22 protein-coding genes are annotated in these 23,092 nt (G+C 72.3%); 11 read left to right on the top strand and 11 right to left on the bottom strand.

Going from position 1 to position 23,092, the window contains the following annotated elements; all coding sequences use genetic code 11:
• Positions 1-133 precede the first annotated feature (133 nt).
• The 8 genes from G6553_RS11340 to G6553_RS11305 all read right to left on the bottom strand — a co-directional run bounded on the left by G6553_RS11340 (position 134) and on the right by G6553_RS11305 (position 9,434).
• Positions 134-934, bottom strand: a complete 801-nt coding sequence (locus G6553_RS11340; protein WP_347565656.1) for an ABC transporter ATP-binding protein — start codon at positions 932-934, stop codon at positions 134-136.
• Positions 931-1,818: an ABC transporter permease gene (locus G6553_RS11335; protein ID WP_166192455.1), complete on the bottom strand. Its 888-nt coding sequence runs from the start codon at positions 1,816-1,818 to the stop codon at positions 931-933. The genes G6553_RS11340 and G6553_RS11335 overlap by 4 nt, the downstream gene beginning before the upstream one ends.
• Positions 1,811-3,871: a glycosyltransferase gene (locus G6553_RS11330; protein WP_166192452.1), complete on the bottom strand. Its 2,061-nt coding sequence runs from the start codon at positions 3,869-3,871 to the stop codon at positions 1,811-1,813. Before G6553_RS11330 ends, G6553_RS11335 begins: the two co-directional genes overlap by 8 nt.
• The gene (glf, locus tag G6553_RS11325; RefSeq protein WP_166192449.1) at positions 3,868-5,076 is read right to left on the bottom strand and encodes a UDP-galactopyranose mutase; all 1,209 of its coding nucleotides are present in this window, start codon (positions 5,074-5,076) and stop codon (positions 3,868-3,870) included. Before glf ends, G6553_RS11330 begins: the two co-directional genes overlap by 4 nt.
• A 6-nt stretch (positions 5,077-5,082) precedes the next feature.
• Entirely contained in the window at positions 5,083-5,997 is a 915-nt protein-coding gene (locus G6553_RS11320) for a glycosyltransferase (protein ID WP_166192446.1), read from the bottom strand.
• Positions 5,994-6,965, bottom strand: a complete 972-nt coding sequence (locus G6553_RS11315; RefSeq protein WP_347565655.1) for a glycosyltransferase family 2 protein — start codon at positions 6,963-6,965, stop codon at positions 5,994-5,996. The genes G6553_RS11320 and G6553_RS11315 overlap by 4 nt, the downstream gene beginning before the upstream one ends.
• Before the next feature lie 334 nt (positions 6,966-7,299).
• Positions 7,300-8,760, bottom strand: a complete 1,461-nt coding sequence (locus G6553_RS11310) for an LCP family protein (RefSeq protein ID WP_166192440.1) — start codon at positions 8,758-8,760, stop codon at positions 7,300-7,302.
• Between the two features lie 137 nt (positions 8,761-8,897).
• Entirely contained in the window at positions 8,898-9,434 is a 537-nt protein-coding gene (locus tag G6553_RS11305) for an acyl-CoA thioesterase (protein ID WP_166192437.1), read from the bottom strand.
• Positions 9,435-9,457: 23 nt separating this feature from the next.
• Here G6553_RS11305 and G6553_RS11300 point away from each other — a divergent pair, with 23 nt between their 5' ends.
• The 6 genes from G6553_RS11300 (at position 9,458) to G6553_RS11275 (ending at position 14,331) form a co-directional block, all read left to right on the top strand.
• The gene (locus G6553_RS11300) at positions 9,458-10,705 is read left to right on the top strand and encodes an LCP family protein (protein WP_166192434.1); all 1,248 of its coding nucleotides are present in this window, start codon (positions 9,458-9,460) and stop codon (positions 10,703-10,705) included.
• Positions 10,702-11,571 (top strand): crotonase/enoyl-CoA hydratase family protein, encoded by an 870-nt coding sequence (locus tag G6553_RS11295; RefSeq protein WP_166192431.1) that lies wholly within the window; start codon positions 10,702-10,704, stop codon positions 11,569-11,571. The genes G6553_RS11300 and G6553_RS11295 overlap by 4 nt, the downstream gene beginning before the upstream one ends.
• The gene (locus G6553_RS11290) at positions 11,571-12,380 is read left to right on the top strand and encodes a hypothetical protein (protein WP_166192428.1); all 810 of its coding nucleotides are present in this window, start codon (positions 11,571-11,573) and stop codon (positions 12,378-12,380) included. The genes G6553_RS11295 and G6553_RS11290 overlap by 1 nt, the downstream gene beginning before the upstream one ends.
• A gap of 66 nt (positions 12,381-12,446) precedes the next feature.
• A complete protein-coding gene (locus G6553_RS11285; RefSeq protein WP_166192425.1) occupies positions 12,447-12,800 on the top strand; it encodes an SAV_915 family protein in 354 nt (117 codons plus the stop codon).
• Positions 12,797-13,090 (top strand): hypothetical protein, encoded by a 294-nt coding sequence (locus tag G6553_RS11280; protein ID WP_166192422.1) that lies wholly within the window; start codon positions 12,797-12,799, stop codon positions 13,088-13,090. Before G6553_RS11285 ends, G6553_RS11280 begins: the two co-directional genes overlap by 4 nt.
• Entirely contained in the window at positions 13,087-14,331 is a 1,245-nt protein-coding gene (locus G6553_RS11275) for a hypothetical protein (protein ID WP_166192419.1), read from the top strand. The genes G6553_RS11280 and G6553_RS11275 overlap by 4 nt, the downstream gene beginning before the upstream one ends.
• 60 nt (positions 14,332-14,391) lie before the next feature.
• On the opposite strand, the gene G6553_RS11270 is transcribed toward G6553_RS11275, so the two are convergent.
• The 3 genes from G6553_RS11270 to G6553_RS11260 all read right to left on the bottom strand — a co-directional run bounded on the left by G6553_RS11270 (position 14,392) and on the right by G6553_RS11260 (position 17,072).
• Positions 14,392-15,141 carry a sigma-70 family RNA polymerase sigma factor gene (locus G6553_RS11270; RefSeq protein WP_242680317.1) on the bottom strand — a complete coding sequence of 250 codons (750 nt, stop codon included), beginning with the start codon at positions 15,139-15,141 and terminating at the stop codon, positions 14,392-14,394.
• Between the two features lie 351 nt (positions 15,142-15,492).
• On the bottom strand, positions 15,493-16,041 hold the full coding sequence (gene dps / locus G6553_RS11265; RefSeq protein WP_166192417.1) for a DNA starvation/stationary phase protection protein Dps: 549 nt from the start codon (positions 16,039-16,041) through the stop codon (positions 15,493-15,495).
• Positions 16,042-16,187: 146 nt separating this feature from the next.
• On the bottom strand, positions 16,188-17,072 hold the full coding sequence (locus tag G6553_RS11260; protein ID WP_166192414.1) for an Ig-like domain repeat protein: 885 nt from the start codon (positions 17,070-17,072) through the stop codon (positions 16,188-16,190).
• Between the two features lie 133 nt (positions 17,073-17,205).
• On the opposite strand from G6553_RS11260, the gene G6553_RS11255 reads away from it, so the two are divergent.
• From G6553_RS11255 to G6553_RS11235, 5 genes are all read left to right on the top strand, one after another.
• Complete coding sequence (locus G6553_RS11255) at positions 17,206-17,613, top strand: CoA-binding protein (protein ID WP_166192412.1); 408 nt, start codon at positions 17,206-17,208, stop codon at positions 17,611-17,613.
• A gap of 443 nt (positions 17,614-18,056) precedes the next feature.
• Complete coding sequence (locus G6553_RS11250) at positions 18,057-19,322, top strand: HNH endonuclease signature motif containing protein (RefSeq protein WP_166192409.1); 1,266 nt, start codon at positions 18,057-18,059, stop codon at positions 19,320-19,322.
• 120 nt (positions 19,323-19,442) lie between these two features.
• A complete protein-coding gene (locus tag G6553_RS11245; RefSeq protein ID WP_166192406.1) occupies positions 19,443-19,985 on the top strand; it encodes a 2Fe-2S iron-sulfur cluster-binding protein in 543 nt (180 codons plus the stop codon).
• The gene (locus G6553_RS11240) at positions 19,982-20,977 is read left to right on the top strand and encodes a xanthine dehydrogenase family protein subunit M (RefSeq protein WP_166192403.1); all 996 of its coding nucleotides are present in this window, start codon (positions 19,982-19,984) and stop codon (positions 20,975-20,977) included. Before G6553_RS11245 ends, G6553_RS11240 begins: the two co-directional genes overlap by 4 nt.
• Complete coding sequence (locus G6553_RS11235) at positions 20,974-23,091, top strand: xanthine dehydrogenase family protein molybdopterin-binding subunit (protein WP_166192400.1); 2,118 nt, start codon at positions 20,974-20,976, stop codon at positions 23,089-23,091. The genes G6553_RS11240 and G6553_RS11235 overlap by 4 nt, the downstream gene beginning before the upstream one ends.
• Position 23,092 lies beyond the last annotated feature (1 nt).

Here is a 23,092-nt window from a genome sequence, read left to right as displayed (position 1 = left end):
ATGCAGGCGAGCCGCCACACCCCCGGGTGGGTTCACCGTGGGGAGTGGCGGTCGGGCGACATACCTTGATGAAGCGACAGCAGCCCGTCCGGCCGAGCGTTCGAGAGCCGGACGGGAGAGGGGCAGCCGCAGGTCAGACGTCCGAGCCGAGCTCGTCGTCCTCCTGGTCCTCGGGCTTGGTGGAGTCCTCGTCGTACTTCACGTAGCGGATGCCCTCGTCGACGGGACCGTCGAAGCCGACCCGGCCCTTCTCGAGCACGATCACGCGGTCGCACATCTTCCGCACCGAGCCGGCGGCGTGGCTGACGTAGACCAGGGTCCGGCCGGACTCGCGGATCTCCTGCATCTTCTCCATGCACTTGCGCTTGAACGGCCGGTCCCCCACGGCGAGCACCTCGTCGGCGAGGAAGATGTCGGAGTCGACGTGGATGGCGACGGCGAAGCCGAGCCGCGCGAACATGCCGGAGGAGTAGTTGCCGACCGGCGTCTCCAGGAAGCGCCCGATGTCGGCGAACTCCACGATGGAGTCGAACTTCCGCTGGGTCTCCGCCTCGGTCATGCCGAGGATGGCGGCGTTGAGGTAGACGTTCTCGCGGCCGGTCAGCTGGGGGTGGAAGCCTGCGCCGGTGGCGATCAGCCCGGCGATCCGGCCGCGGGTGAGCACGGTGCCGGAGTCGGGCTTCATCACGCCGTTGATGAGCTTCAACAGGGTCGACTTGCCGGAGCCGTTGAGCCCCATCAGGCCGATCGACTCCCCCTGCTTCACGGTGAACGAGACGTCGTCGAGCGCGGAGAAGGTGTCGCTGATGTCGCGGCCCTTCACCATCGCGACCGCCATCTGCTTCGCGGTGCGGTGGTAGCGCAGCGTGAAGTCCTTGCTGACGCGGTCGACCACGATCGAGGTGTCGGCGTCGTACGCCGTGGGGTCGGTCACGACAGCCGCTCCGGGATCTTGTTCTCCAGCCGCGTGAAGACCAGCTGGGCGATCCCGAGCAGCACGACGGAGCCGAGCAGCGCGCCGACGCCGTAGACGAACAGGTCGTCGGGGATGTGCTCGGCGATCGTCGCGTCGGGGTGGTCGGTCGAGCCCACCCAGAACGCGCGCTGGACGAGCAGGACCGCGTCGGCGATCGGGTTGAACAGGTAGAGCTCGGCGAACCGGCCGAAGCGCTGGTCGACCAGCGTGTAGGGGTAGATCATCGGCACGCCGAAGCGCACGAAGTTGGTGAGGATCGTGACCGCGCTGGCGAAGTCGCGGAAGAACACGTTGGCGGCGCTGAACATGAGCGCCAACGCCGTGCCGAGGACAGCGATGATCGCCAGCGCCAGGGCGAAGGCGAGCATGCCGAGCGGGTCGGGCGTCCAGCCGCAGAACAGGCAGACCACGGTGAGGATCACCAGCTGTGGCCCCACGTGGTAGAGCGAGACCAGCATCGAGGCGACCGGGAACATCTCCTTGGGCATCGCCATCTTCCGCACCAGCGCCTTGTTCCGCACGATCGAGCGCGTGCCGGCGTTGAACGTCTCGGTGAAGAAGTGGACGACGATCAGCCCGCAGAAGACGTGCACGGCGTACTTGTCGACGGTGCCGCGGCCGATGATGTAGCCGAAGACGAACCAGAAGATGAACAGCTGGCTCAGCGGGTTGATGTAGGACCAGATGAACCCGAGGAACGACCCCTGGTAGCGCGCGCTGATCTCGCGGCGCACCAGCAGCTTGAGCAGGTAGCGACGCCCGAGGACGTCGAGCAGGCCGGCGGTGGGCGCGGGCGGCGCGAGCGGCGCGTCGACCACCCGGTGCCGGCCGGCCTCAGTCATCGGTCCTCGGCGGGGTGGTCTCGTCCAGCCACGGCGCGAACGTCCGCTCCCAGCTCTCGGGCGAGGTGATCTCGCCCAGCGCGGCGCGGTAGTCCTGCGCGAGCCGCGGCCACTCGCGGCGGTAGCGCTCGTGGATCTCGACGGTGCGCTTGACCAGGTCGCGGAACTTCTCCGGGTCGCGGCGGTAGAACGCCGCCGAGGTGCCGTCGTTCATCGAGACGATCGCGGAGTCCAGGGTGCCGAGGCGGTACCACTTGGCGTCCATCGCGCGGATCTCGGCCTCGGGGTGCTCCTCGGCGAGCTGCCGCGGCTTCTTCAGCTGCCGCAGCGGCTGCAGCCCGGCGCTGACGAGCGTCGAGAGCCGGCCTGGAATCTCGGAGGTGTCGCGGCCCTTGCGCGGCGGCTTGCTGCGGCGCACCGGCGGGAACGCGTCGGGGTCGACCTGGAGCTGGGCGTCGGTGAACTGCTTGCGCAGCGCGTTCACCTCGGCCAGCCGGGTCGGCAGCATGTCGTGCAGCCCGCGCGGGCCGGCGAGGACGTCCTCCATGGCGAGCAGGCGCAGCTCGGCGGTGGAGTACTGCATCGAGACCAGGTGGGCGATCTGGTGGTTGAGGCTCTCCCGGATCATCCGGCCGCCCTTGGGGTAGACCGAGTGCAGCAGCGCGGCGACGAGCCGGTTGCGGTGGTGGAAGTAGGCCTGCCAGTCCAGGGCGTCGTTCTTGTCGGTCCACGGGACGTGCCACACCGCGGCGCCGGGGAACGTCACCGTCGGGAAGCCGGCCTTCTTGGCGCGCAGCCCGAACTCCGAGTCGTCCCACTTGATGAAGAGCGGCAGCGACAGGCCGACCTGCTCCAGGACGGTCCGCGGCACCAGGCACATGAACCAGCCGTTGAAGTCGACGTCGATCCGCTTGTGCAGCCAGCGCGACGAGCGCAGGTTGCGGCCGGCGAAGTCCCAGTCGGTGTGCGTGTCCGGCGCTGACTGCCACCAGAAGCGCCACGGCTGGACGATCTCGCCGAAGCTGTGCAGCCGCGAGCGGGAGTAGATGTTGAACATGTGGCCGCCGACGATCGTGGGGCGCCGCGCGAGGTCGCCGAACGTGACCGCGCGGACGATGCCCTCGGGCTCGCAGACGACGTCGTCGTCCATCATGAGCGTGTACGTCGCCGTGCCCTTGCGCACCGACTCCAGCTGGCCCCGGGCGTAGCCGCCGGAGCCACCGAGGTTGCCCTGCTCGATGACCCGCAGCGTCTCGCCGAGGGCCTCCTGCGCCCGGGCGAACACCGGCGACCCGCTCACCTTGTCGGTGCCCTGCTCCATCACCATCACGGTGTCGAGGTAGGGCCGGAGCGTGTCGTCCTCGCCGATCTGGGCGAGGAGCTCGGCGCAGAAGTCAGGCCGGTTCATCGTGGTGATCGCGACGTCGACCGTGCCGTGGCCGGCCCGGTCGGCCGGGACCTCGGCGGTCCACTCGGCGGACTCCACGACGACGTCCTCGTCGCCGGCCACGACGTCGTACCAGTACCAACCGCCGTCGACGAACGGCTTGAGCGTGAGGTCGAAGGTGAAGCTGCTGCTCTCCGAGGTGGTCGTCTCGGCCGCGTCGACGCGCTGGGAGTTCCCGCGCGCCATGGACTTGTAGACGATGACCGTCGCGCCGCTGCCTCGCACCGTGACGGTCAGCGTCACCGAGGTGACGACGGTCCAGCGGCGCCAGTAGCTGGCGGGGAAGGCGTTGAAGTAGGTGCCGAAGGAGAGCCGGTCGCCGGACTTCACGCGCAGCGCGGTCCGCGACTCGATCTGGTCGGGGTGGAGCGCGCGACCGGTCGAGGTCGACTGCCGGATGGCGGCGTTGTTGAGCGCCTTGGCCGACGTGTTGCCGCCGACCTCGTACTTGTCGGCGTCAAGCTTGGCGTCCTCGGGGTCGACGTACAGCGCGAGCACGTCGGAGTCCCGGTCCAGCGGCAGGATCTGCCGCTGCAGCAGGCGGGTCACGGTGCTGGTCGTCGAGGCGGTGGCCTGGGTGGTGGCCTGGGTGGTCGGGGTGCTCATGCGTCGACTCCTCCGCTGGTGAGCGGCGCACCCTCGGAGAAGTGCGGACGCAGCTTGTTCTCGAACATCGACAGCGCCGAGCCGATCGCCATGTGCATGTCGAGGTACTTGTAGGTGCCGAGCCGGCCGCCGAAGAGCACCATCGGCTCCTTCTTCGCCAGCTCGCGGTACTTCAGCAGCTTCTCGCGGTCGGCGGCGGTGTTGACCGGGTAGTACGGCTCGTCGCCCTCCTCGGCGAAGCGGCTGTACTCGTGGACGACGATCGACTTGCCGGGCAGGTAGGTGCGCTCGGGGTGGAGGTGCTTGAACTCCAGCACCCGCGTCCAGGGGACGTCCTCGTCGTTGGCGTTGACCACGCCGGTGCCCTGGTAGTCGTCGACGTCGACGGTCTCGCGCTCGAGGTCGATGGTGCGCCAGGACAGCCGGCCCTCGGAGTGCCCGAAGTACTCGTCGACCGGCCCGGTGTAGACGACCGGCACCTTGCCCTTGTACTCGTCGGCGACCTGCAGGAAGTCGGTCTCGAGGCGCACCTCGATGTTCGGGTGGTCGGCCATCCGGTCGAGCCACGCGGTGTAGCCGTCGACCGGCAGGCCCTCGTAGGTGTCGTTGAAGTAGCGGTTGTCGAAGGTGTAGCGGACCGGGAGGCGCGTGATGATGTCCGCGCTCAGCTCCTTGGGGTCGGTCTGCCACTGCTTGGCGGTGTAGCCCTTGACGAACGCCTCGTAGAGCGGGCGCCCGATGAGCGAGATCGCCTTCTCCTCGAGGTTGGTGGCGTCCTCGGTGCGGATCTCGCTGGCCTGCTCGGCGATGAGCGCGCGGGCCTCGTCGGGGGTGTGGGACCTCCCGAAGAACTGGTTGATCAGCCCGAGGTTCATCGGGAAGGAGTAGACCTGCCCCTGGTACTTCGCGAAGACCCGGTGCTGGTAGTTCGTGAAGGCCGTGAACCGGTTGACGTACTCCCAGACCTTCGTGTTGGAGGTGTGGAACAGGTGGGTGCCGTAGACGTGCACCTCGATGCCGGTCTCCGGGTCGATCTCGGAGTAGGCGTTGCCCCCGAGGTGGTGGCGCCGCTCGAGGACCAGGACCTTCAGGCCCAGCTCGCTCGCGCAGCGCTCCGCGACGGTCAGGCCGAAGAAGCCCGAGCCGACGACGACGATGTCGGGCGCGGAGGGGGGCGTCGAGGGAGCCGGGTCAGGGGAGGACACGGTGGGTCAGTCTACGGAGAGCGGCGGGAGGGTCCGCATCGCACGCGCCGCGCCGATGGCCCGGATCACGTTGCGCGCCTCGGCCCGCCCGCCCCGCAGCGGGCTGAGCACCACGACGGCCAGCGCGACCAGCCACGGCTTGGCGCGGACGAGCGCGTTCTCGCCGTACCGGAAGTGGACGGCGAAGAGGTTGCGGTACATGTAGTAGCCCTTCCACCCAGCCAGGTCGTGCTGCTGGTCGAAGTCGAGCTGGCGGACGAGCACCGCGTCGCGCACCGCCCAGATCCGGAAGCCGGCGCGGCGGGCACGGACCGCGTAGTCGACGTCGTCGTAGAAGATGAAGTACGACGGGTCGGGCAGCCCGATCCGCTGCACGACGCCGCGCCGGCACATGAAGCCCTCGAAGGCGACGTTCTCGAGCTCGACCCGCTCGGGCATCGCCGCCCGGGTGCCGTGGTCGGTCTCGACCATCGCGGTCTTCGGCTTGATCGCCCACGGGTGGGTGAGGTCGAAGCGGGTCGCGGCCTTCTCGCAGAGCCGGCCGGAGCGGTCCTCGCGGACGGCCATCAGGCAGTCCTCGTCCTGGGCGAGCAGCACGTCGAGGCAGTCCGGCGCCGGCACCACGTCGTCGTCCATCAGCCAGATCCGGTCCCACCCGCCGTCGTACGCCTGGCGCACGCCGAGGGAGAAGCCGCCCGCTCCCCCGAGGTTCTCCTCGGTGCGGGTGACCCGCAGCCACGGCTCGGTGCGCGCCGCGAGCACCTGCGGGGTGTGGTCGGAGCTGGCGTTGTCGATGACGAGCACGGCGTCGGGCTGGGTCGTGAGCGCCGCCAGGCCGTCGAGCAAGCGGTCGAGCAGGTCGGCGCGGTTGTAGGTCACCACGACGACGGCGACGCTCTCGCGCGGCGTACCGCCGCTCATCGCAGGAACCGCCGGTGGCCGGTGAAGTCGCCGCGCAGCGCCGCTCCCCACGCCCGCGCGCTCAGCGCCAGCCGGCGGGGCCGCGGCCGGGTCACGGCGTAGAACCACAGCGTCTTGGCGACGAACGCCAGCGCGTGCGGCCAGCCGCGGTACTCCCGCAGGTTGACCAGGTTGTTGCGGGCCATGCAGTAGTGCTTGAGGTCGCTGGGGCTGTGGTTGTACGTCGTCCGCCCGCCCAGCATCGGGGTGCCGAGCTCGCCGACGCTCGGGTGGAGCACCCGCGCGCCGACGACGGTCGCGACCCGGCCGCCCGCGCGCTCGGCGCGGAGTCGGTACTCGTGGTCGTCGCCCCAGATGAAGAACTCCTCGCGCGGCAGCCCGATCCGCTCCACGAGCTCGCGGGTCACCAGCACCCCGTTGAACGGGATCACCACGTCGCGGATCAACCCCTCGCCGTCCGCCGCCGCGACGACGTCGGCCATCCGGTGCACGACCCTCGTGCCGCCGGGCAGCCGGATCGGGAACACCAACCGGCCCGGGTCGCCCTCGTCCACGACGACCGGCCCCCAGAAGTCCAGCGCCCCGCGGTGCTCCAACAACGTGTCCAGGCAGTCGGCGTCCGGCAGCCCGTCGTCGTCCATCAGCCACACCAGGTCCGCGCCCCGCTCGACCGCCCAGGCCAGCCCGGCGTGGAACCCGCCGGCCCCGCCGACGTTCTCCGTCAACGTCCGCCCCAGCACCGGCGTGCTCGCGTGCTCGTCCGGCATCTCCCGGTCCGTCAGCCCGGCCAGCCACTCCCCCGTGCCGTCGCTGCTGGCGTTGTCGACCACGAGCACCTCGACCAGCGGGCTCCCGGCGCGGGCCCCCACCTCGTCGAGCCGCTCGACCAGCCGCTGCAGCAGCCCGATCCGGTTGAACGTCACCACCACCGCCACCACCTGGGGCTGCGGCACGCTGGGCTCGGTCACGGGCGCCACCCTACGAGCCACGCCCGCGGGGAGCCGCACCGCTGGTCGAGCAGGGAGGCGCCCCATCGCCGACCCCCCGCTGGTTGAGCAGGGAGGCGCCCCAGCGCCGACCGTGTCGAAACCCAGTGAGGGACGCAGGGCCTCGACCCCAACCATCCGGCCCCGACACAGTCCCCTTGGCCGCCGCACCGCAGGCGGAACGGCGTCCCCGAGGCTGCAGCCGGCTCACGGGGTTCCGACACGCTCAGGCCTTGGCGGCCTTCGCTGCTCAACCAGCGGGAGGGGTCTCGAGACGGTTCCTAGCGGAACCTTCTCGACCAGCGGCGGGGCGGGGTCAGCAGGCGGCGCCGAGGTCGTCGGCCTGGTTGGCGGCGTACCCCTCGGACAGGGAGCCGAGCGAGCCGCCGGTGACGGCGTCGGGGGCGGGCTGGGGCTTGCCGCCGGCCTTGGCGGGGGCCTTGCCCTCGGCGCGGTCGATCGCCTGCTCGACCTTGCTGTGGACCAGGTCGATGTCGGGGTCCGCGGTCTGGATCATCGGCGGGACCAGGGAGACGGTCGAGACCTTCTGGCCGCGGGCCTTGAGGGCGAGGTCCATGAACGTGTCGAGCTCGGAGGCCGGGAGGTTGGTGGAGATCATCGCCGCGGAGGCCTGGGCGATCTTCTCGAAGTTGCGGACCGCCGACTGCGGGCTGACCTGCTGGAGCATGGCGTTCATGACGCACTTCTGCCGGGCCATGCGGGAGTAGTCGTCGGAGCCCTCGCGAGCACGGGCGTACCAGAGGGTGTCGTGTCCGTTGAGCAACCGCTCGCCGGCGTCGATGTAGTGGAAGGTCTTCTCGTGCGGCAGGCCGACCGGGATCGGCTGGCGGACGTTGAGGGTGACGCCGCCGACGGCGTCGACGAGGTCCTTGAACCCCTGCAGGTTGACCAACGCCCAGTAGTTGATGTCGAGGTCGGTGATGCCCTCGACGGCGGAGACGGTGGCGTCGATGCCGGGATTCTCCGAGTCACCGAAGAGCTCGGTGTGGTCCTGGGCCCAGGTGCTGACGCCGTTGAGGTAGCAGTCGTCGCAGTCGAAGCCCTCGGGGAACTCCTTCGCCATCGGCGAGCCCTCGCGGAACGGGAACGACGACATGTTGCGCGGCAGACCGATGAGCACGGTCCGTCCGGTCTCGGCATCGATGGAGGCGACGGTCAACGAGTCCGGGCGCAGTCCCCAGCGACCCTCGCCGGAGTCGCCGCCGAGGAGGAGGACGTTGAAGCGGCCGTCGTGCGCGCCGGTGACGGTGCTGGAGGCGAACATCGTGAGGATGCCGTCGCGGGCGACGCCGACGAGGTGCGCGCCGAACAGCAGGGTGCCGATGACCGAGAGGCAGAGCACGCCGTTGACGCCGACCACGGCGCGGCGGTGCGCGAGGCCCAGGCTGAGCGGCTGGCCGATCCGCCACGCGTCGAGGAACAGCGCGGCCCATCCGATCGCCCCGGCGGTGAGCGCCAGGCGGATCAACAGCAGCAGGCCGGTGTCGGTGAACAGCTTGAACAGCGTCTGGTGGTGCAGCAGGCCGACGAGCAGGAGGAGGGCGCCGGCGGCGAGCACGCCCAGCCAGATCCGCAGCGCGATGATGCCGATGCGGCGGTTGCCGGCGACCAGCTGCGCGGAGCCGGGGACCACCAGGGTCATCACCATGAGCGCGATCGCACGCCGGAAGCGGACGCGCGCCGCGCGTTCCTCGGCGGGGGTGCGCGGCACGCGGCCCGTGCCATCGAGCAACCCGGGGGAAGAGACGGGTGGCATCGAGGTGCCTCTTTCTGCTGGGTACTGCCGTGAGTACTGAAGGGGAAGGTCAGTGCTGCCCCGTCAGTATCACCAGTCACAGCCGTCACAGCCGGGTGCGACGCGCCGGGACCGTCCAGCAGGAGGTGTGACGCCGGTCAGCGCCGTCCGGACTCGATCTCCTCGCGGCGGGCCAGGCGGTGGGCGCGCCGGATCTCGGCCTCGCGCTGGCGGCGCACCTCGTCCGGCGTCTCGGGCCGCAGCGGCGGGATCGGCCGGGACCGGCCCTCGGGCGTGATCGCGACGAAGACGAAGTACGCCGAGGCGACGTGCACCGAGCTCACGGTCGGGTCGTCCCAGGGCTGGGCCTCGATGCGGACGCCGACCTCCATCGAGGAGCGGCCGGCCCAGTTGACCTGCGCGTAGGTGCGGACGATGTCGCCGACGTGCACCGGCTGGAGGAAGGTCACCTCGTCGAGCGCCGCCGTGACGGCCGGGCCGCCGCTGTGCCGTTGCGCGACGATGCCCGCCGCGGAGTCGGCGAGCTTGACGATCTCGCCGCCGTGGATGTTGCCGAGCAGGTTGGCCTCGCGGCTGGTGACGACCTGGCCGAGCGAGACCCGGGTGTACGACGGGGGCAGCGGCTCCGGCCGCGGCGGTTCCTCGGCGCGGCTCGGGTGCACGCTCTCGGCCATGGCCGCACGGTAGCGTCCCGCCCATGGCAGATCGTCCCCGGAACGGCGGTCCCGAGGACGGGTCCCAGGAGTTCGGCTGGCTCTACGGCAAGAAGCCCCCGCGCGAGCCGGGGCCGGAGGAGACCCGGGTCATGCCGGTCCAGCCCCGCGACGGCGGCCGCTCGCGCGCCGCGCCGGGCCGGCCCGCCCAGCCGGCCCAGCCCGCGCAGTCGGCGTCGGCCCGCGGGCAGCAGCGGCCCGCCCCGACGCCGGCCCCGACGCCCAGCACGCCGCCGCCCACGCAGGGACGCGGCCGACGCCGCTTCCGGTTCCCGCGGCCGCGGGTCCGGTGGGTGTTCCTCCTGCTGCTGGCGTGGATCGCCTACTTGGTCGTCGTGCCGGTGCTGGCGTGGAACGACGTCGACAAAGTCGACTTCGAGCCCGACGGCGACCGTCCGGGCGACCAGCCGGGCACGACGTACCTCCTCGTCGGCAGCGACTCGCGCGGCGACCTGTCGCCGGAGGAGCGCAAGCGGCTCGGCACGGGCGGCGCGCAAGGTCAGCGCACCGACACGATCATGCTGCTGCACACCGGCTCGGGGCCGAACCTGCTGATGTCGATCCCGCGCGACTCGATCGTCGAGGTGCCGGGTCATGGCACGACCAAGGTCAACGCCGCGTACGCCTTCGGCGGCCCGAAGCTGCTGGTGCGAACGATCGAGAACGAGACCGGCATCCGGGTCGACGACTACGTCGAGATCGGCATGGGCGGCCTCGCCGGCGTCGTCGACGCGGTCGGCGGCATCGAGATCTGCCCCGAGAACGCGATGAAGGACCCGCAGGCGAAGCTCGACATCGAGGCCGGTTGCCAGGAGGCCGACGGCGCGACCGCGCTCGGCTACGCCCGCTCCCGCAAGACCTACGCCCGCTTCGGCGACACCCAGCGCGCGCAGGCGCAGCGCGAGGTCGTCTCCGCGGTCGGCAAGAAGGTCGTCTCGCCGTGGACGGTGCTCAACCCGTTCCGCTACTGGGACCTCAACCAGTCCGTGCCGGGCTTCTTCGCCTTCGGCGAGGGCACCGGCCCGGTCCGCGCCGGCCTGTGGGCGATGGCGATGACGCGGGTCAACGGCGAGTCCGGGCTGACCTGCGGCGTCCCGATCAGCGACCTCGCGGTGAACTGGGACCCGGAGCGGTCGCAGCAGATGTTCGACGCCATCATCGAGGACGACACCGACTCGATCCCGCGCGGGCTGTGCACGCCGACGGGCCTGCCGAAGGAAGTGACCGGATGACCTCCTACGAGACCCTCCTGTGGGACGTCGACGACCACGGCGTCGCGACGCTCACCCTGCACCGGCCCGAACAGCTCAACGCGTTCAGCGTGACGATGGCCCGCGAGCTCGAGCAGGTCTTCCGCACCGACGCGGCCTCCGACGACGTGCGGGCGGTGGTCGTCACCGGGGCCGGCCGCGCGTTCTGCGCCGGCATGGACCTCTCCGCCGACGGCAACGTGTTCGGGCTCGACGAGTCGCTGCGTCCGGACCCGGCTGAGTTCCGCGCGGCGTACGACCAGGCGCCGTACGACGACGGCGTCCGTGACACCGGCGGCAAGGTCACGCTGGCGATCCACGCGCTGCCCAAGCCGGTCATCGCCGCCATCAACGGGCCGGCCGTCGGCATCGGCGCGACCATGACGCTCGCGATGGACCTGCGGCTGGCCTCGTCGAAGGCGCGCATCGGCTTCGTCTTCGGCCGGCTCGGGATCGTGCCGGAGGCGGCGTCGTCGTACTTCCTGCCCCGCATCGTCGGCATCCAGCAGGCGCTCGAGTGGGTCTACTCCGCGGACATCCTCACCGCCGACCAGGCGCTCGCCGGCAGGCTGCTGCGCTCCGTGCACGAGCCCGACGAGCTGCTCCCGGCCGCGCAGGAGTTGGCGCGCTCGTTCGTCGACGGCCGCTCCCCCGTCGCGCTCGCGCTCGCCAAGCAGCTGCTGCACCGCGGCGCGGCCGCGGCCGACCCGCTCGAGGCGCACCTCAACGACTCGCTGGCGATGTACTGGACCTCCCTCGGCGACGGCAAGGAGGGCGTGGCCGCCTTCCGCGACAAGCGCGCGCCGGAGTTCACCGGCCGCGCCTCGGACCTCCCGCCGGTCTTCTGATGACCGCCCGCGGCGCCGCGACGGCCGGTCCCCCGCTCCGCCGGTTCGACGGCCGGGAGAAGTGGGGTGCGGTCGCGGGCAACCTGGTCCTCGCCCTGCTCGCGGCCGGCGCGGTCGTCGGTGTCCTGGCGGCCGTCCCGCGCGACGTCACCGCGGTCATGCTGCTGGTCGGCTACACGGCGTACGCCGGTCTGCTGACCCTCGGGCTCGCGATCGCCACGGCGCTGACCGACCGGCTCCCGGCCGTCGGCGCCGGCACCGTCGACGGCGAGCAGGCGGTGGGCGTCCGGGCCCGCCCGGCGGAGTGGTGGTACGCCGTCGCGCTCGACGCGGGGCTGCTGGTGCTGGGCTGCGCGCTCGTCGGGGTCGGCCTGGCCGCCGGCGGGGAGTGGGCGCTGTGGTCGGTGCCGATCGGCCTGGTCGGTGCCTGGTTCGGCGTGCGCGCCCTGCTGGCGATCACCGGACGCCGGCGGGTCGAGGCCCTGTGGCTGACCGCGGACCACGTCGTGCACCACGCCCCGTGGGGCCGCGAGCGCGTCGGCCGGGACCAGGTCAGCGAGGTGCGACCGATCAGCGGCACGAGCTACGTCCTGCTGCGGGTCGACGGACCGGTCCAGCGGACGCTGTGCCCGCGCTGGTGGCGCGGTCCGGACCGTCGCGCGCGGCCGGCCGAGGGCACCGGCGCCGGGACCGGGACCGGGCGGATCGAGCTCCGCTGCGCGGACGTCGGTCACGACCCCGCGGACCTCGCGGCGTGGGTGCGCGACGAGCTCGGCCTCGAGCCGGGGCGGCGGCGCACCACGCGCTGACCCGCTGCCGACACTCGTCGACGTCCCGGGGTTTTCGCGGCGGCGCAGCCGGTCAGACTGCCGGGCATGACCACGACACCCGCCGACGAGCAGCCGTCGCGTCCGACGCTGCCGCCGGTCGTCTACGTGCCGACGACCGACGACCCCGAGCCCACCGCCCGCCGGGTCGTGCTCCACCAGGTGGCCGACGGGCGCACCGCCCTCTACACCTACTCCGCGCTCGACCGCCTGCACGACCACTACCTGCCCGACAGCTCGTGGGTGCTCTGCGACGGGGCGGCGCTCCAGCGCATCCACGACGCCACGCCCTACGACCTGCTCTTCGTCGACGTGGACCCGGGGCTGCGCGAGGACGCCGGGACCGCTGGGGACGCCGGGCTGGGGGCGGACCGGGTGAACGGGAGCGGGGCGCCGGCATGAGCGACGTCTACGTCGACCTCGCCGCGCTGGGCAGGATCGCGACCGCCCTGGACAACGGGGCGTCGGGCCTGGAGGACCTGGCCGACAGCGTGCCGAGCGGCATCGACGCCGGCCCCATGACCGGCGTGATCGCGAGCATGATCGCCCAGGTCACCGACAGCGCCGGCGAGGTCTCGACCTCGCTGACCTCGGCCGCCGAGCTGGTCCGTCAGTGCCGCACCTACTACCGCACCGTCGACGAGGACTCCGCGCTCGGCCTGGCCGAGATCCGCGAGGTGATGACGCCGTGAGCGTCGACACGGAGATCCAGGGCTCGCCGGCGTCGATCGAGTCCGCCGAGACCTGGTTGCGCGACCAGCTCGCGACGGCACTGTCCGACGCCTCCGACCGCCTCAACGACGCCCGCCGGGACGCCGAGTCGTCGTGGGACAGCCTCGCGGGCGACCAGTTCGCGACGGCGGTGCGCACCGGGCGCGACACCACCGACGATCTCGAGACCGCCACGAAGAAGATGGCCGACGACCTCGGGGACTTCGCCGAGAAGCTGCGGACCTGCCAGTCCGACATGGCCACCGTCCGCGCCGACGCGCGGGCGGCCGGCCTGTCGGTCAGCGGGTTCGTCATCGCCGACCCGGGCCCCGGCCCGGCCCGCCCGCCGGACGGGTTCACCGGCACCGAGACCGAGGTCGCCGCCCACAACCGCGCCGTGGCGGCGTACGACGCGCACCAGGACCTGATCCGCGCGTACAACCACGCCTCGAGCGAGGCGGGCCGCATCGACCGGAAGTACGCCACGGCGTGCCGGGAGCTCCAGGACGAGTACACGGTCGGCCAGCACGCGTCGTGGATCGTCACCATGGGTGACGTCCTCGGCGACCTCGCCGCCGGCGTGATCGGCGTCAACATCGCGCGCAACCAGTCGGCCCTGCACGCGCGTGCCCGCGACCTCCTCGGCGAGGCCGAGCGCGCCATCCGCGACCTCCAGGCGAACCCGGACCGCTACATGAAGCGCAAGTGGTTCTTCTTCCGCACCCTCGACGAGGCCCGGCTCGAGGCGGACCGGCTGGCGATCCAGGGCAAGCTGGACGAGGCCGAGGACCTGCTCCGGCGCGCCGACGGCCTCGACGAGGGACGCGCGTCGCGCTACCTCGGACGGGCGGGCAAGATCCTCGGCCCGCTCGGTCTGGGCCTCGGCATCTACAACGACTACCAGGAGGGCGAGAGCGCCACCCAGATCGCGGTCTCGCAGGGCGGCTCCCTCCTCGCGGGCGTCGGCGCGGGCGCCGCCGTGGGTGCTGCGGTCGGGTCGGTCGTGCCCGTGGCCGGCACCGCCGTCGGTGCGGCCGTGGGTGCCGTCGTCGGCGCCGGCGTGTCGATCTTCGCCGACGGCGCGATCGACTCGCTGTTCGAGAACGGCCCCGACGTCGGCGAGGCCTTCGAGGAGGGCCTCGACGCGCTCGCCGACACCGGTGACGCGATCGCCGACGGCGTCGGCAGCGCCATCGACACCGTGGGCGGCTGGTTCAGCTGACCGGGCGCGCGACGGAGCCCGCCGACGTCGGCGGGCGGTGCCGGCGGTCCCGGGTGGCCGTCAGGCAGCGAGGCTGCGGCGCAGCCGCGCGAGGATCTGGGTGATCAGCCGGGAGACCTGCTCCTGGGTGACGCCGACCTCGGCGCCGATCTGGGTCTGCGTCCGGTTCTCGAAGAACCGCAGCTCGATGATCCGTCGCTCCCGCTCGGTCAGCTCCTCCATGAGCGGGCGCAGGGCCAGCCGCGCCTCGGCCGAGGCGAAGGCCGGGTCGAGGTCCCCCATCGACCGGGTCGGGTCGTCCTCCCCGTCGAGCCCGGGCGCGTCGAGGGAGACCGGCCTGAAGCAGCCGGTCGCGTTGAGCGAGTCCAGCACCAGCTGGAGCGGTACGTCGAGGTGCGCGGCGACCTCCGCCGGACGCGGCGCGCGGCCCAGCCGCTGGGTCAGCTCGCCCTCGGCGGCGGTGACCCGCGCCTGGACCTCCTGCACCGACCGGGGCGGGCGGACCGTCCAGCCGGCGTCGCGGAAGTAGCGGCGGATCTCCCCGCGCAGCGTCGGCACCGCGAAGCTGAGGAAGTCGTCGCCGAGGGTCGGGTCGAAGCCGCGCACGGCCTTGACGAGCCCGAGGTAGGCGACCTGGTCGACGTCCTCGTCGGGGATCCCGCGGCCGTGGTAACGCCGCGCCACGTCGGAGGCGACGCCCATGTTGAGCGCGATGACGTCGTCCTCGTAGCGGGTGCGGAGCTCCCCCTGGCTGGCGCGCGCCCGGGACAGCAGCCGGGCGGTCTCCATCCGCCGACGGCTGTCGGTCATGACCGGCGGATGCGGAGGCGACGGCCGCGCGGGCGGCGTCGAGGGCGGCGTCGAGGCGGCGCCCAGCGGTCCGCCCTCGTCGTACGTCCACGCGCTTCCGGTCATCACGACCCGTCCTCCGTCATCGGCTGACCCCCCAGCCAACGCACGCATCGTCCCACGGAGCCGCTGGCACGGCTACCTGTTCGAGTGGATCGGTCCAGACGTGCGACGACCGGGGCGCGGACCTCTCGGTCCTCGCCCCGGTCGCTGGGGTGCTGTGACGCTGGGGTGCTGTGACGCTGCGGCTGCGCTGCGTCAGCCGGCGGCGCTGCGTCAGCCGGCGGCGCTGCGTCAGCCGGCGGCGCTGCGTCAGCCGGCGGCGCTGGCCGCCTCCGCCTCGGAGGTGGCGCCGGCGGTGCTGAGGTTGCCACCCTTGTCCTCGAGGTGGGCGCGGACGAACCAGTGGAAGAGCTCGATCTGGTTGGTCTGGGAGATGAACATGTCCTCGGTCACCGGGTCGAGCTCGCCGAGCTCCTCGATGCCCTTGCGGTAGTCCTCGATGACGCCCGCGTAGACGAGGTCGAGCGCGCCCAGGTGCTCCTGGGTGGTGGCACGACCGATGCTGTACTCGTCCCAGTTCCGGTTCTCCACCAGCTTGCCGGGGGTGCCGCACGGGGACCCGCCGAGGGTCGCGATCCGCTCGGCCAGCTCGTCGGCGAAGCCACGGACCGCGTCGACCTGCGGGTCGAGCATCTCGTGGACGGCGATGAAGTGCGGACCCACGACGTTCCAGTGGATGTGCTTCAGCGTCAGGTGCAGGTCGTTGGTGGCGTTGAGCCGGTCCTGGAGCAACTCCACGACGCGCTCGGCGTCGGACTCGCTCATGCCGGGAACGGTGTAGCGGAGCTTGTTGGTCATGGCGCGCAGGTACCCACCACCCGCTGGGGTGAATCGCCGCACGCCGTGGCCAGGGGCACGTCCGGGCGACGTGCGAGCGCCCGGCCGGTCGAGTGTCCTCGACCGACCGGGCGCCCGTCCCGACCGCCCTCGCGGGCGGCGGTGCGTCACTTCTTGACGGTGACCTTGACGGTCTTCTTGGCCGTCTTCGTGGAGGCGTTGCCGAGGTACTTCACGACGATCTTCTTGGTGCCCTTGCCGAGCTTCTTGACGGCGAGGGTCGCGCGGCCGCCCTGGAGCTGCTTGCTCGCGACCTGCTTGCCGCCGACGAGGGCGACGACCTTGCCGGTGGCGGCCTTGCCGTCCTGGCGGACGACCGCGGTGGCGACCTTGGCGGGCTTGCCCTTCTTGATCGTGGCCTTCTTCGCCTTCGCGGCCATGGCGGCGCTCTGCTTGTTGACCTTGACCGTGCCGACGACCGCGTTCTGGCCGTCCTTGATCTCGCACGGGAGCAGGTCGATGGGCAGCGGCAGGTTCGCCAGCGGCGACATGCTGAACGCGCTCGGCAGCTTGACGTCGTACACGCCGGCCTTCGCCGGGGTCTTGAAGCTGCCCAGCGAACCGGCGAGGCCCGCGACGTCGGACAGCCCACCCAGCGGCGCGGCGAGGTTGTCCAGCGGCAGCGGCAGGTTGCCGAGCAGCAGGTCGAAGCCGGGCAGGTTCGCGCCGAGCTGGTTGACGCCCGGGATCAGGTTGAGCAGGCCGAGCAGGCCGCTCACCTGGAGGTCACCGACGATCGGCAGACCAGCCGGGACCTCGAAGTCGGCCAGCAGGTCCGTCGGCAGGTCGGCGCCCGACAGCGACAGCGGCACGTCGATCGCACCGACGATCGGCAGCGTGCAGCTGAACGTCGCGCCGCCGCCGATCGCCTTGGCCGAGGCCGGCGTCGCGGCACCGGCCGAGGCGGCACCGCCGGCGACGAGCGCACCGGTGGTCAGGACGGTCGCGAGGCCGGTGGCGGCCAGGCGCTTGGTGACAGCAGAAGTCGTCATGTGTAGAGCTCCCTCCCAGAAGCAGACGGCGCTGCCTCCCTGCAGCGGCCACCGAGAAACGTAGGGCGGCTGTGACCGGATCGCAGCGGATTCGGGCAACCGGTCGGTCAGGGTCCGGTGGTTCACTGGGGCCATGACCAGCTGGCAGGATCCCGAGGCCGTCCGGTTCATGCTCGACGACTGCGAGACGTGGGCGGTGGTGGGCCTCTCCGGCGACCCGGGCCGCACGGCGTACCAGATCGCGCAGCTGCTCCAGCAGCGCGGCAAGCGCATCGTCCCCGTCCACCCGTCGGCGGAGACCGTGCTCGGCGAGCAGGGCTACGCGACGCTCGCGGACGTGCCGTTCCCCATCGACGTCGTCGACGTCTTCCGCCGCTCCGAGGCCGCCGGCGAGTTCGCCGACCAGGCCGTCGCCGTCGGCGCGAAGGCGGTGTGGTTCCAGCTCGGCGTCGTCGACGAGGCCGCCTTCGAGCGCACTTCCGCCGCCGGCGTCCCCATGGTCATGGACACCTGCCCCGCCATCGAGTGGCGCCGCCGCTGACCCCCGGCAGTCGAGCTACGGCCTGCGGGCCGTGGGTGGTCGCGGTGGAGGCAGGGATGAGGAGAGGTACGCCGTCGCTCACGGCGGTCTCCTGGCTCACGGCCGGCTCGTCTCGGCTGGTTGAGGAGGGCCGCCAGGCCCGTCTCAAAACCCACCGCCCCGCTGCTCGAGCAGCGAGCCCTGGCAAGCGTCGGCGAGACCCCTGCCAACCGACCTCCGGCCTCCGGTCCCTGAGTGGTCGCGGCGGGGGCAGGGATGAGGAGAGGTACGCCGTGGGTCGCGGCTGCTTCCCGGCTCGCGGCTGGCTCATCTCGGCTGGTTGAGGAGGGCCGCCAGGCCCGTCTCGAAACCCGCCAAGGACCTCCTCAGATTGCTGTCCGAATAGTGGTCTGACCTGGGAGAACAGGCCCGTCACTGTCGGTGGTCGCTGCTTGAGTAGACCCATGGCCAAGGACTCCCGACACAGCGTGCACCCGGTGTGCCGCGCGGTCGCGAAGTCCCGCAAGAAGGCCCGCTCGGCATGCAGCGCTCCGTTCTGGCAGATGTCCGACGACGAGGTCTCGACCGCCCTGCTCGAAGCCACCCGGCTGCGCGCGCAGGTCGAGGCGCTCGAGCTGCGCTTGGCCGCCGAGGCCGACCGACGGGCCGCGGGCGACGAGGTCGGCGCCACCGACACCGCGTCCTGGTGGGGCCACGAGACCAAGCAGGACCGACCCGCGGCGAAGCGACGGATGCGGCTGGCCGCATCGCTCGACCGGCACGCACCGACCTCGGCGGCTCTGGCCGAGGGTGCGATCAGCGTCGACCACGCGAAGGTGATCACCGACTGCGTCGACCGGCTGCCGGACGACCTGCTCGACCCGTCCATCCCCGAGCGGGCTGAGAAGCACCTGCTGCGCGAGGCGCTCGACCTCGACCCGAAGGCGCTTGCCATGCTCGCCAAGCACGTCCTCACCGTGGTCGCACCCGAGATCGGCGAGGAGCGCGACGCCCGTGCGCTGGAGCGCGAGGAGCGGGAGGCCCGCGCCAACGCCTGGCTGACGATGTGCCCCGACGGGAAGGGCAGCTACCGCGGAAAGTTCTCCATCCCGACCCTGCACGGCGAGATGCTCAAGAAGATGCTGCTCGCGTTCGCCGCCCCCAAGCACCAAGCCAGCAAGAAGGCCGACGAGGACGCACCGGAGGTCGTCGAGCGGCGGCCGTCACCGGAGCGGATGGGCGACGCGTTCTGCGAGCTCCTCGAACGACTCCCGACCGACAAGCTCTCACGGCTCGGCGGGTTGAACGCCTCGATCGTCGTCCTGATCGACTACACCAGCCTGAAGAGCGACACCGGCCGCGCGACACTCGAGGACGGACAACCGATCTCGGCCTCACTGGCCCGCCGAATGGCGTGCGAGGCCGGACTCATCCCCGCCGTCCTGGGCTCGAGGTCCGAGCTGCTCGACCTCGGTCGCACCGCCCGTCTGTTCTCCGGAGCCCAACGCCGCGGGCTCGCGATCACCCAACGGGTCTGCACCGCCGTCGGCTGCGACTGGCCCGCTCACCTCTGCCACGCCCACCACGACGACAGCTGGCTCCACGGCGGCAAGACCGACATGAAGAACGCACGCCTGCTCTGCCCGCGGCACCACGCCCGCATCCACGACCCACGGTTCGAGACGACCATCCACCCCGACAACCAGGTCAGCTTCCACATGCGGACGTAGACCGGCAGGTTTCGAGACGCGCGCCAGCGCGCGCTCCTCAACCAGCCGGATGGCGCCGGGGCTCGCTGGTCGACCACCGACGGGGCGGGGCGGATCGGCGGGCATGGGTACCGCGTCGCCATGGATGCGGAGATCAGCCTCACCGTGGACGGGGTGCAGCGCACCGTCACGGTCGACACCCGGACGACGCTGCTCGACGCGCTGCGCGAGCGGCTGGGGGTGACGAACCCGAAGAAGGGGTGCGACCACGGGCAGTGCGGGTCGTGCACGGTGCTGCTCGACGGGCGCCGGCACCTGACGTGCCTGTCGCTGGCGGTGGCCAACGACGGCGCGGAGGTGACCACCGCGGGCGGGCTGCGAGGCAGCGGCGGTGGGCTGCACCCGGTGCAGCAGGCGTTCCTCGACCAGGACGGCTACCAGTGCGGCTACTGCACGCCCGGCCAGGTGTGCTCAGCGGTCGGTGTGCTCGACGAGATCGAGCAGGGCCACGTCAGCCACGTGAGCGACGACCTCGAGGCCGACCCGGAGCTCACCGACGACGAGATCCGGGAGCGGATGAGCGGCAACCTGTGCCGCTGCGGGGCGTACGTCGGCATCCTCGGAGCCGTCAAGCAGGCCGCGGCCGCGGGCAGTGGCAGCGGCAGCGGGGGCGGTGCCGCGTGAAGGAGCTGACCTACCACCGGGCCGACGACGCCGCCTCCGCGGTGGCGCTGGTCGCGGCCGACCCGGACGCGCGGTTCCTCGGCGGCGGCACCAACCTCGTCGACCACCTCAAGCTGGGGGTCACCTCCCCCACGACGCTCGTCGACGTCAGCCGGCTGCCGCTCGACGAGGTGAGCGAGCTGCCCGACGGCGGCCTGCGGATCGGCACGAACGTCCGCAACAGCGACCTCGCCGCGCACCGGGCGGTACGCCGCGGCTGGCCCGTCGTCGCCCGAGCACTGCTCGCCGGGGCGAGCGGCCAGATCCGCAACCAGGCGACGACCGGCGGCAACCTGCTGCAGCGGACACGGTGCGTGTACTTCCAGGACGTCACCACGCCGTGCAACAAGCGCGAGCCCGGCACCGGCTGCAGCGCCATCGGCGGCTACGGCCGCTACAACGCCGTGCTCGGCGCCAGCGAGGCCTGCGTGACCACGCACCCCTCGGACCTCGCGGTCGCGCTGGCCGCCGTCGACGCGACCGTGGTCGTGCTCGGCCCGGACGGCGAGCGGCGAGTACCGATGAGCGACTTCCACCGGCTGCCGGGCGACCGGCCCGAGCAGGACACGACGCTGGCGCACGGCGAGCTGGTGACGGCGGTCGAGCTGCCGGCGAGCGCGGCGGCACGGCGGTCGACGTACCGCAAGGCGCGCGACCGGGCGTCGTACGCCTTCGCCCTCGTCTCCGTCGCGGCCGGCCTCGAGCTCGACGACGACGGGCGGGTGAGCGACGTGCGGATCGCCTGGGGCGGCGTGGCGCACAAGCCGTGGCGGGCGGAGGTGGCCGAGGCGGAGCTGCGGGGGCGGTTCGTCAGCGAGGAGGCCGTGCGCGCGGCGGCCGAGGCCGAGCTCGCGGCCGCGGTGACCGACGAGCAGACGGCGTACAAGGTGCCGATGGTCCGCAACCTCACCGCCCTCACCCTGACCGGCCTCGCGGAAGGAGCGACCCGATGACCGCCAACGAGGTCACCCCCGACCCGCTCCGCTCGACCGCCTCGATCGGCACCAGCCTGCTGCGCCGTGACGGCGTCGAGAAGGTCACCGGCGACGCGACGTACGCCGTCGAGCACCCGGTCACCGGACCGGCCGGCGAGCCGCCGCTCCACGCCTGGCTGGTCACCTCGACCGTCGCCCGCGGCCGCGTGGCCGCCGTCGACGCGACTGCCGCGCTCGCCCACCCGGGCGTCGTGTCGGTGCTCGACCACACCAGCGCGCCGCGCCTGGCCGACACCAGCGACGCCGAGCTCGCGATCCTCCAGGCCGACGCGATCGCCTTCCGCGGGCAGATCGTCGCCGTGGTGCTCGCCGAGACGTCGGAGTCCGCGCGCGAGGGCGCCGCCCTGGTGCACGTGGAGCAGGAGGCCGAGCCGCACGCATCGATCTTCGAGGAGGACTCGCCGACCTACGCACCCGAGCAGGTCAACGGCGGCTCCGAGACCGACACGCTCGACGGCGAGCCCGACGAGGCGCTGGCCCGCGCCCTGGTCACCGTCGACGCGACGTACACGACCCCGCACGAGCACAACAACCCCATGGAGCCGCACGCCGCGACCGCGCTGTGGGACGGCGAGCAGCTCACCCTGCACGACTCCACCCAGGGTCCGCGCCCGGTGCGCGGCACCCTCGCGCCGATGCTCGGCCTGGAGGAGGAGCAGGTGCGGGTGCTGGCGCCGTACGTCGGCGGCGGCTTCGGCTCCAAGGGGCTCCCCCACGCGCCCGAGATGGCCGTCGCGCTGGCCGCGATGACTGTGCCGGGGCAGCCGGTGCGGCTGGCCGTGACGCGGCAGCAGATGTTCGCGCTGACCGGCTACCGCCCGCCGACGCGGTCCCACGTGCGGCTCGGCGCCCACCCCGACGGCCGGCTCGAGGCGCTGCGCGACGACGCTGTCACGCAGTCCTCGCGGGTCAAGGAGTTCGCCGAGCAGGCGGCGGTCCCGGCCCGGGTCATGTACGCCGCCCCGCACCGCGCGACGACCCACCGGGTCGCCGAGCTCGACGTCCCGGTGCCGTCGTGGATGCGCGCGCCCGGCGAGATGCCGGGGATGTACGCCCAGGAGGTCGCGGTCGACGAGCTCGCGCTCCACGCCGGCCTCGACCCGGTCGAGCTGCGCGTGCGCAACGAGCCCGACGTCGACCCCGACACCGGCAACCCGTGGGGCAACCGACGGCTGGTCGAGTGCCTGCGCCGCGGCGCCGAGCGGTTCGGGTGGGCCGACCGCCCGACCGAGGCGCGGGCGACCGTGGACGGCGAGTGGTGGGTCGGCACGGGTGTGGCCGCGTCGACGTACCCGATGCTATGGATGCCCGGCAACGTCGCCCGCATCCGGTCGCTGGACGGTGGTCGGTACGCCGTCGCCATCGCCGCCACCGACATCGGCACCGGCGCCCGCACGGTGCTCACCCAGATCGCCGCGGACGCACTCGGCTGCCCGCCCGAGGCGATCGACCTCGACATGGCCGACAGCGACCTGCCGTTCGGCTCGGTCGCCGGCGGCTCGTCGGGCACCACCTCGTGGGGCACGGCGATCGTCGCGGCCGCCCAGCAGTTCCGCGCCGACCACGGCGAGCACCCCGACCCGGGGGTGGAGACGACCGCCGCGTCCGGGCAGTACGCCGACATGGACGGCCACGCGCTGCACTCCTTCGGCGCGGTCTTCTGCGAGGCGCGGGTGCACCGCTACACCGGTGAGGTGCGCGTGCCGCGCCTGCTCGGCGTCTACTCGGTCGGCCGCGTCGTCAACCCGCGGACCGCCCGCTCCCAGCTGCTCGGCGGCCTGGTCATGGGCCTGTCGGCGGCGCTGCACGAGGAGGGCTGGCGCGACCCGCGGACCGGGCACGTCGTGACCCAGGACCTGGCGACGTACCATGTCGCGGCGCACGCGGACGTCCAGCAGCTCGAGGCCGGGTGGCTCGACGACGTCGACGAGCTGTCGACGCCGATGGGCTCGCGCGGCATCGGCGAGATCGGCATCGTCGGCACCGCGGCGGCGGTCGCCAACGCGACGTACCACGCCACCGGTGTGCGGGTCCGGGACCTGCCGCTCACCGCCGACCGGTTCCTGGAGTAGG

It is taken from the genome of Nocardioides sp. IC4_145, from assembly GCF_011250565.1.
Taxonomy (GTDB): domain Bacteria; phylum Actinomycetota; class Actinomycetes; order Propionibacteriales; family Nocardioidaceae; genus Nocardioides.
This window is presented reverse-complemented; position numbering and strand designations above follow the sequence as displayed.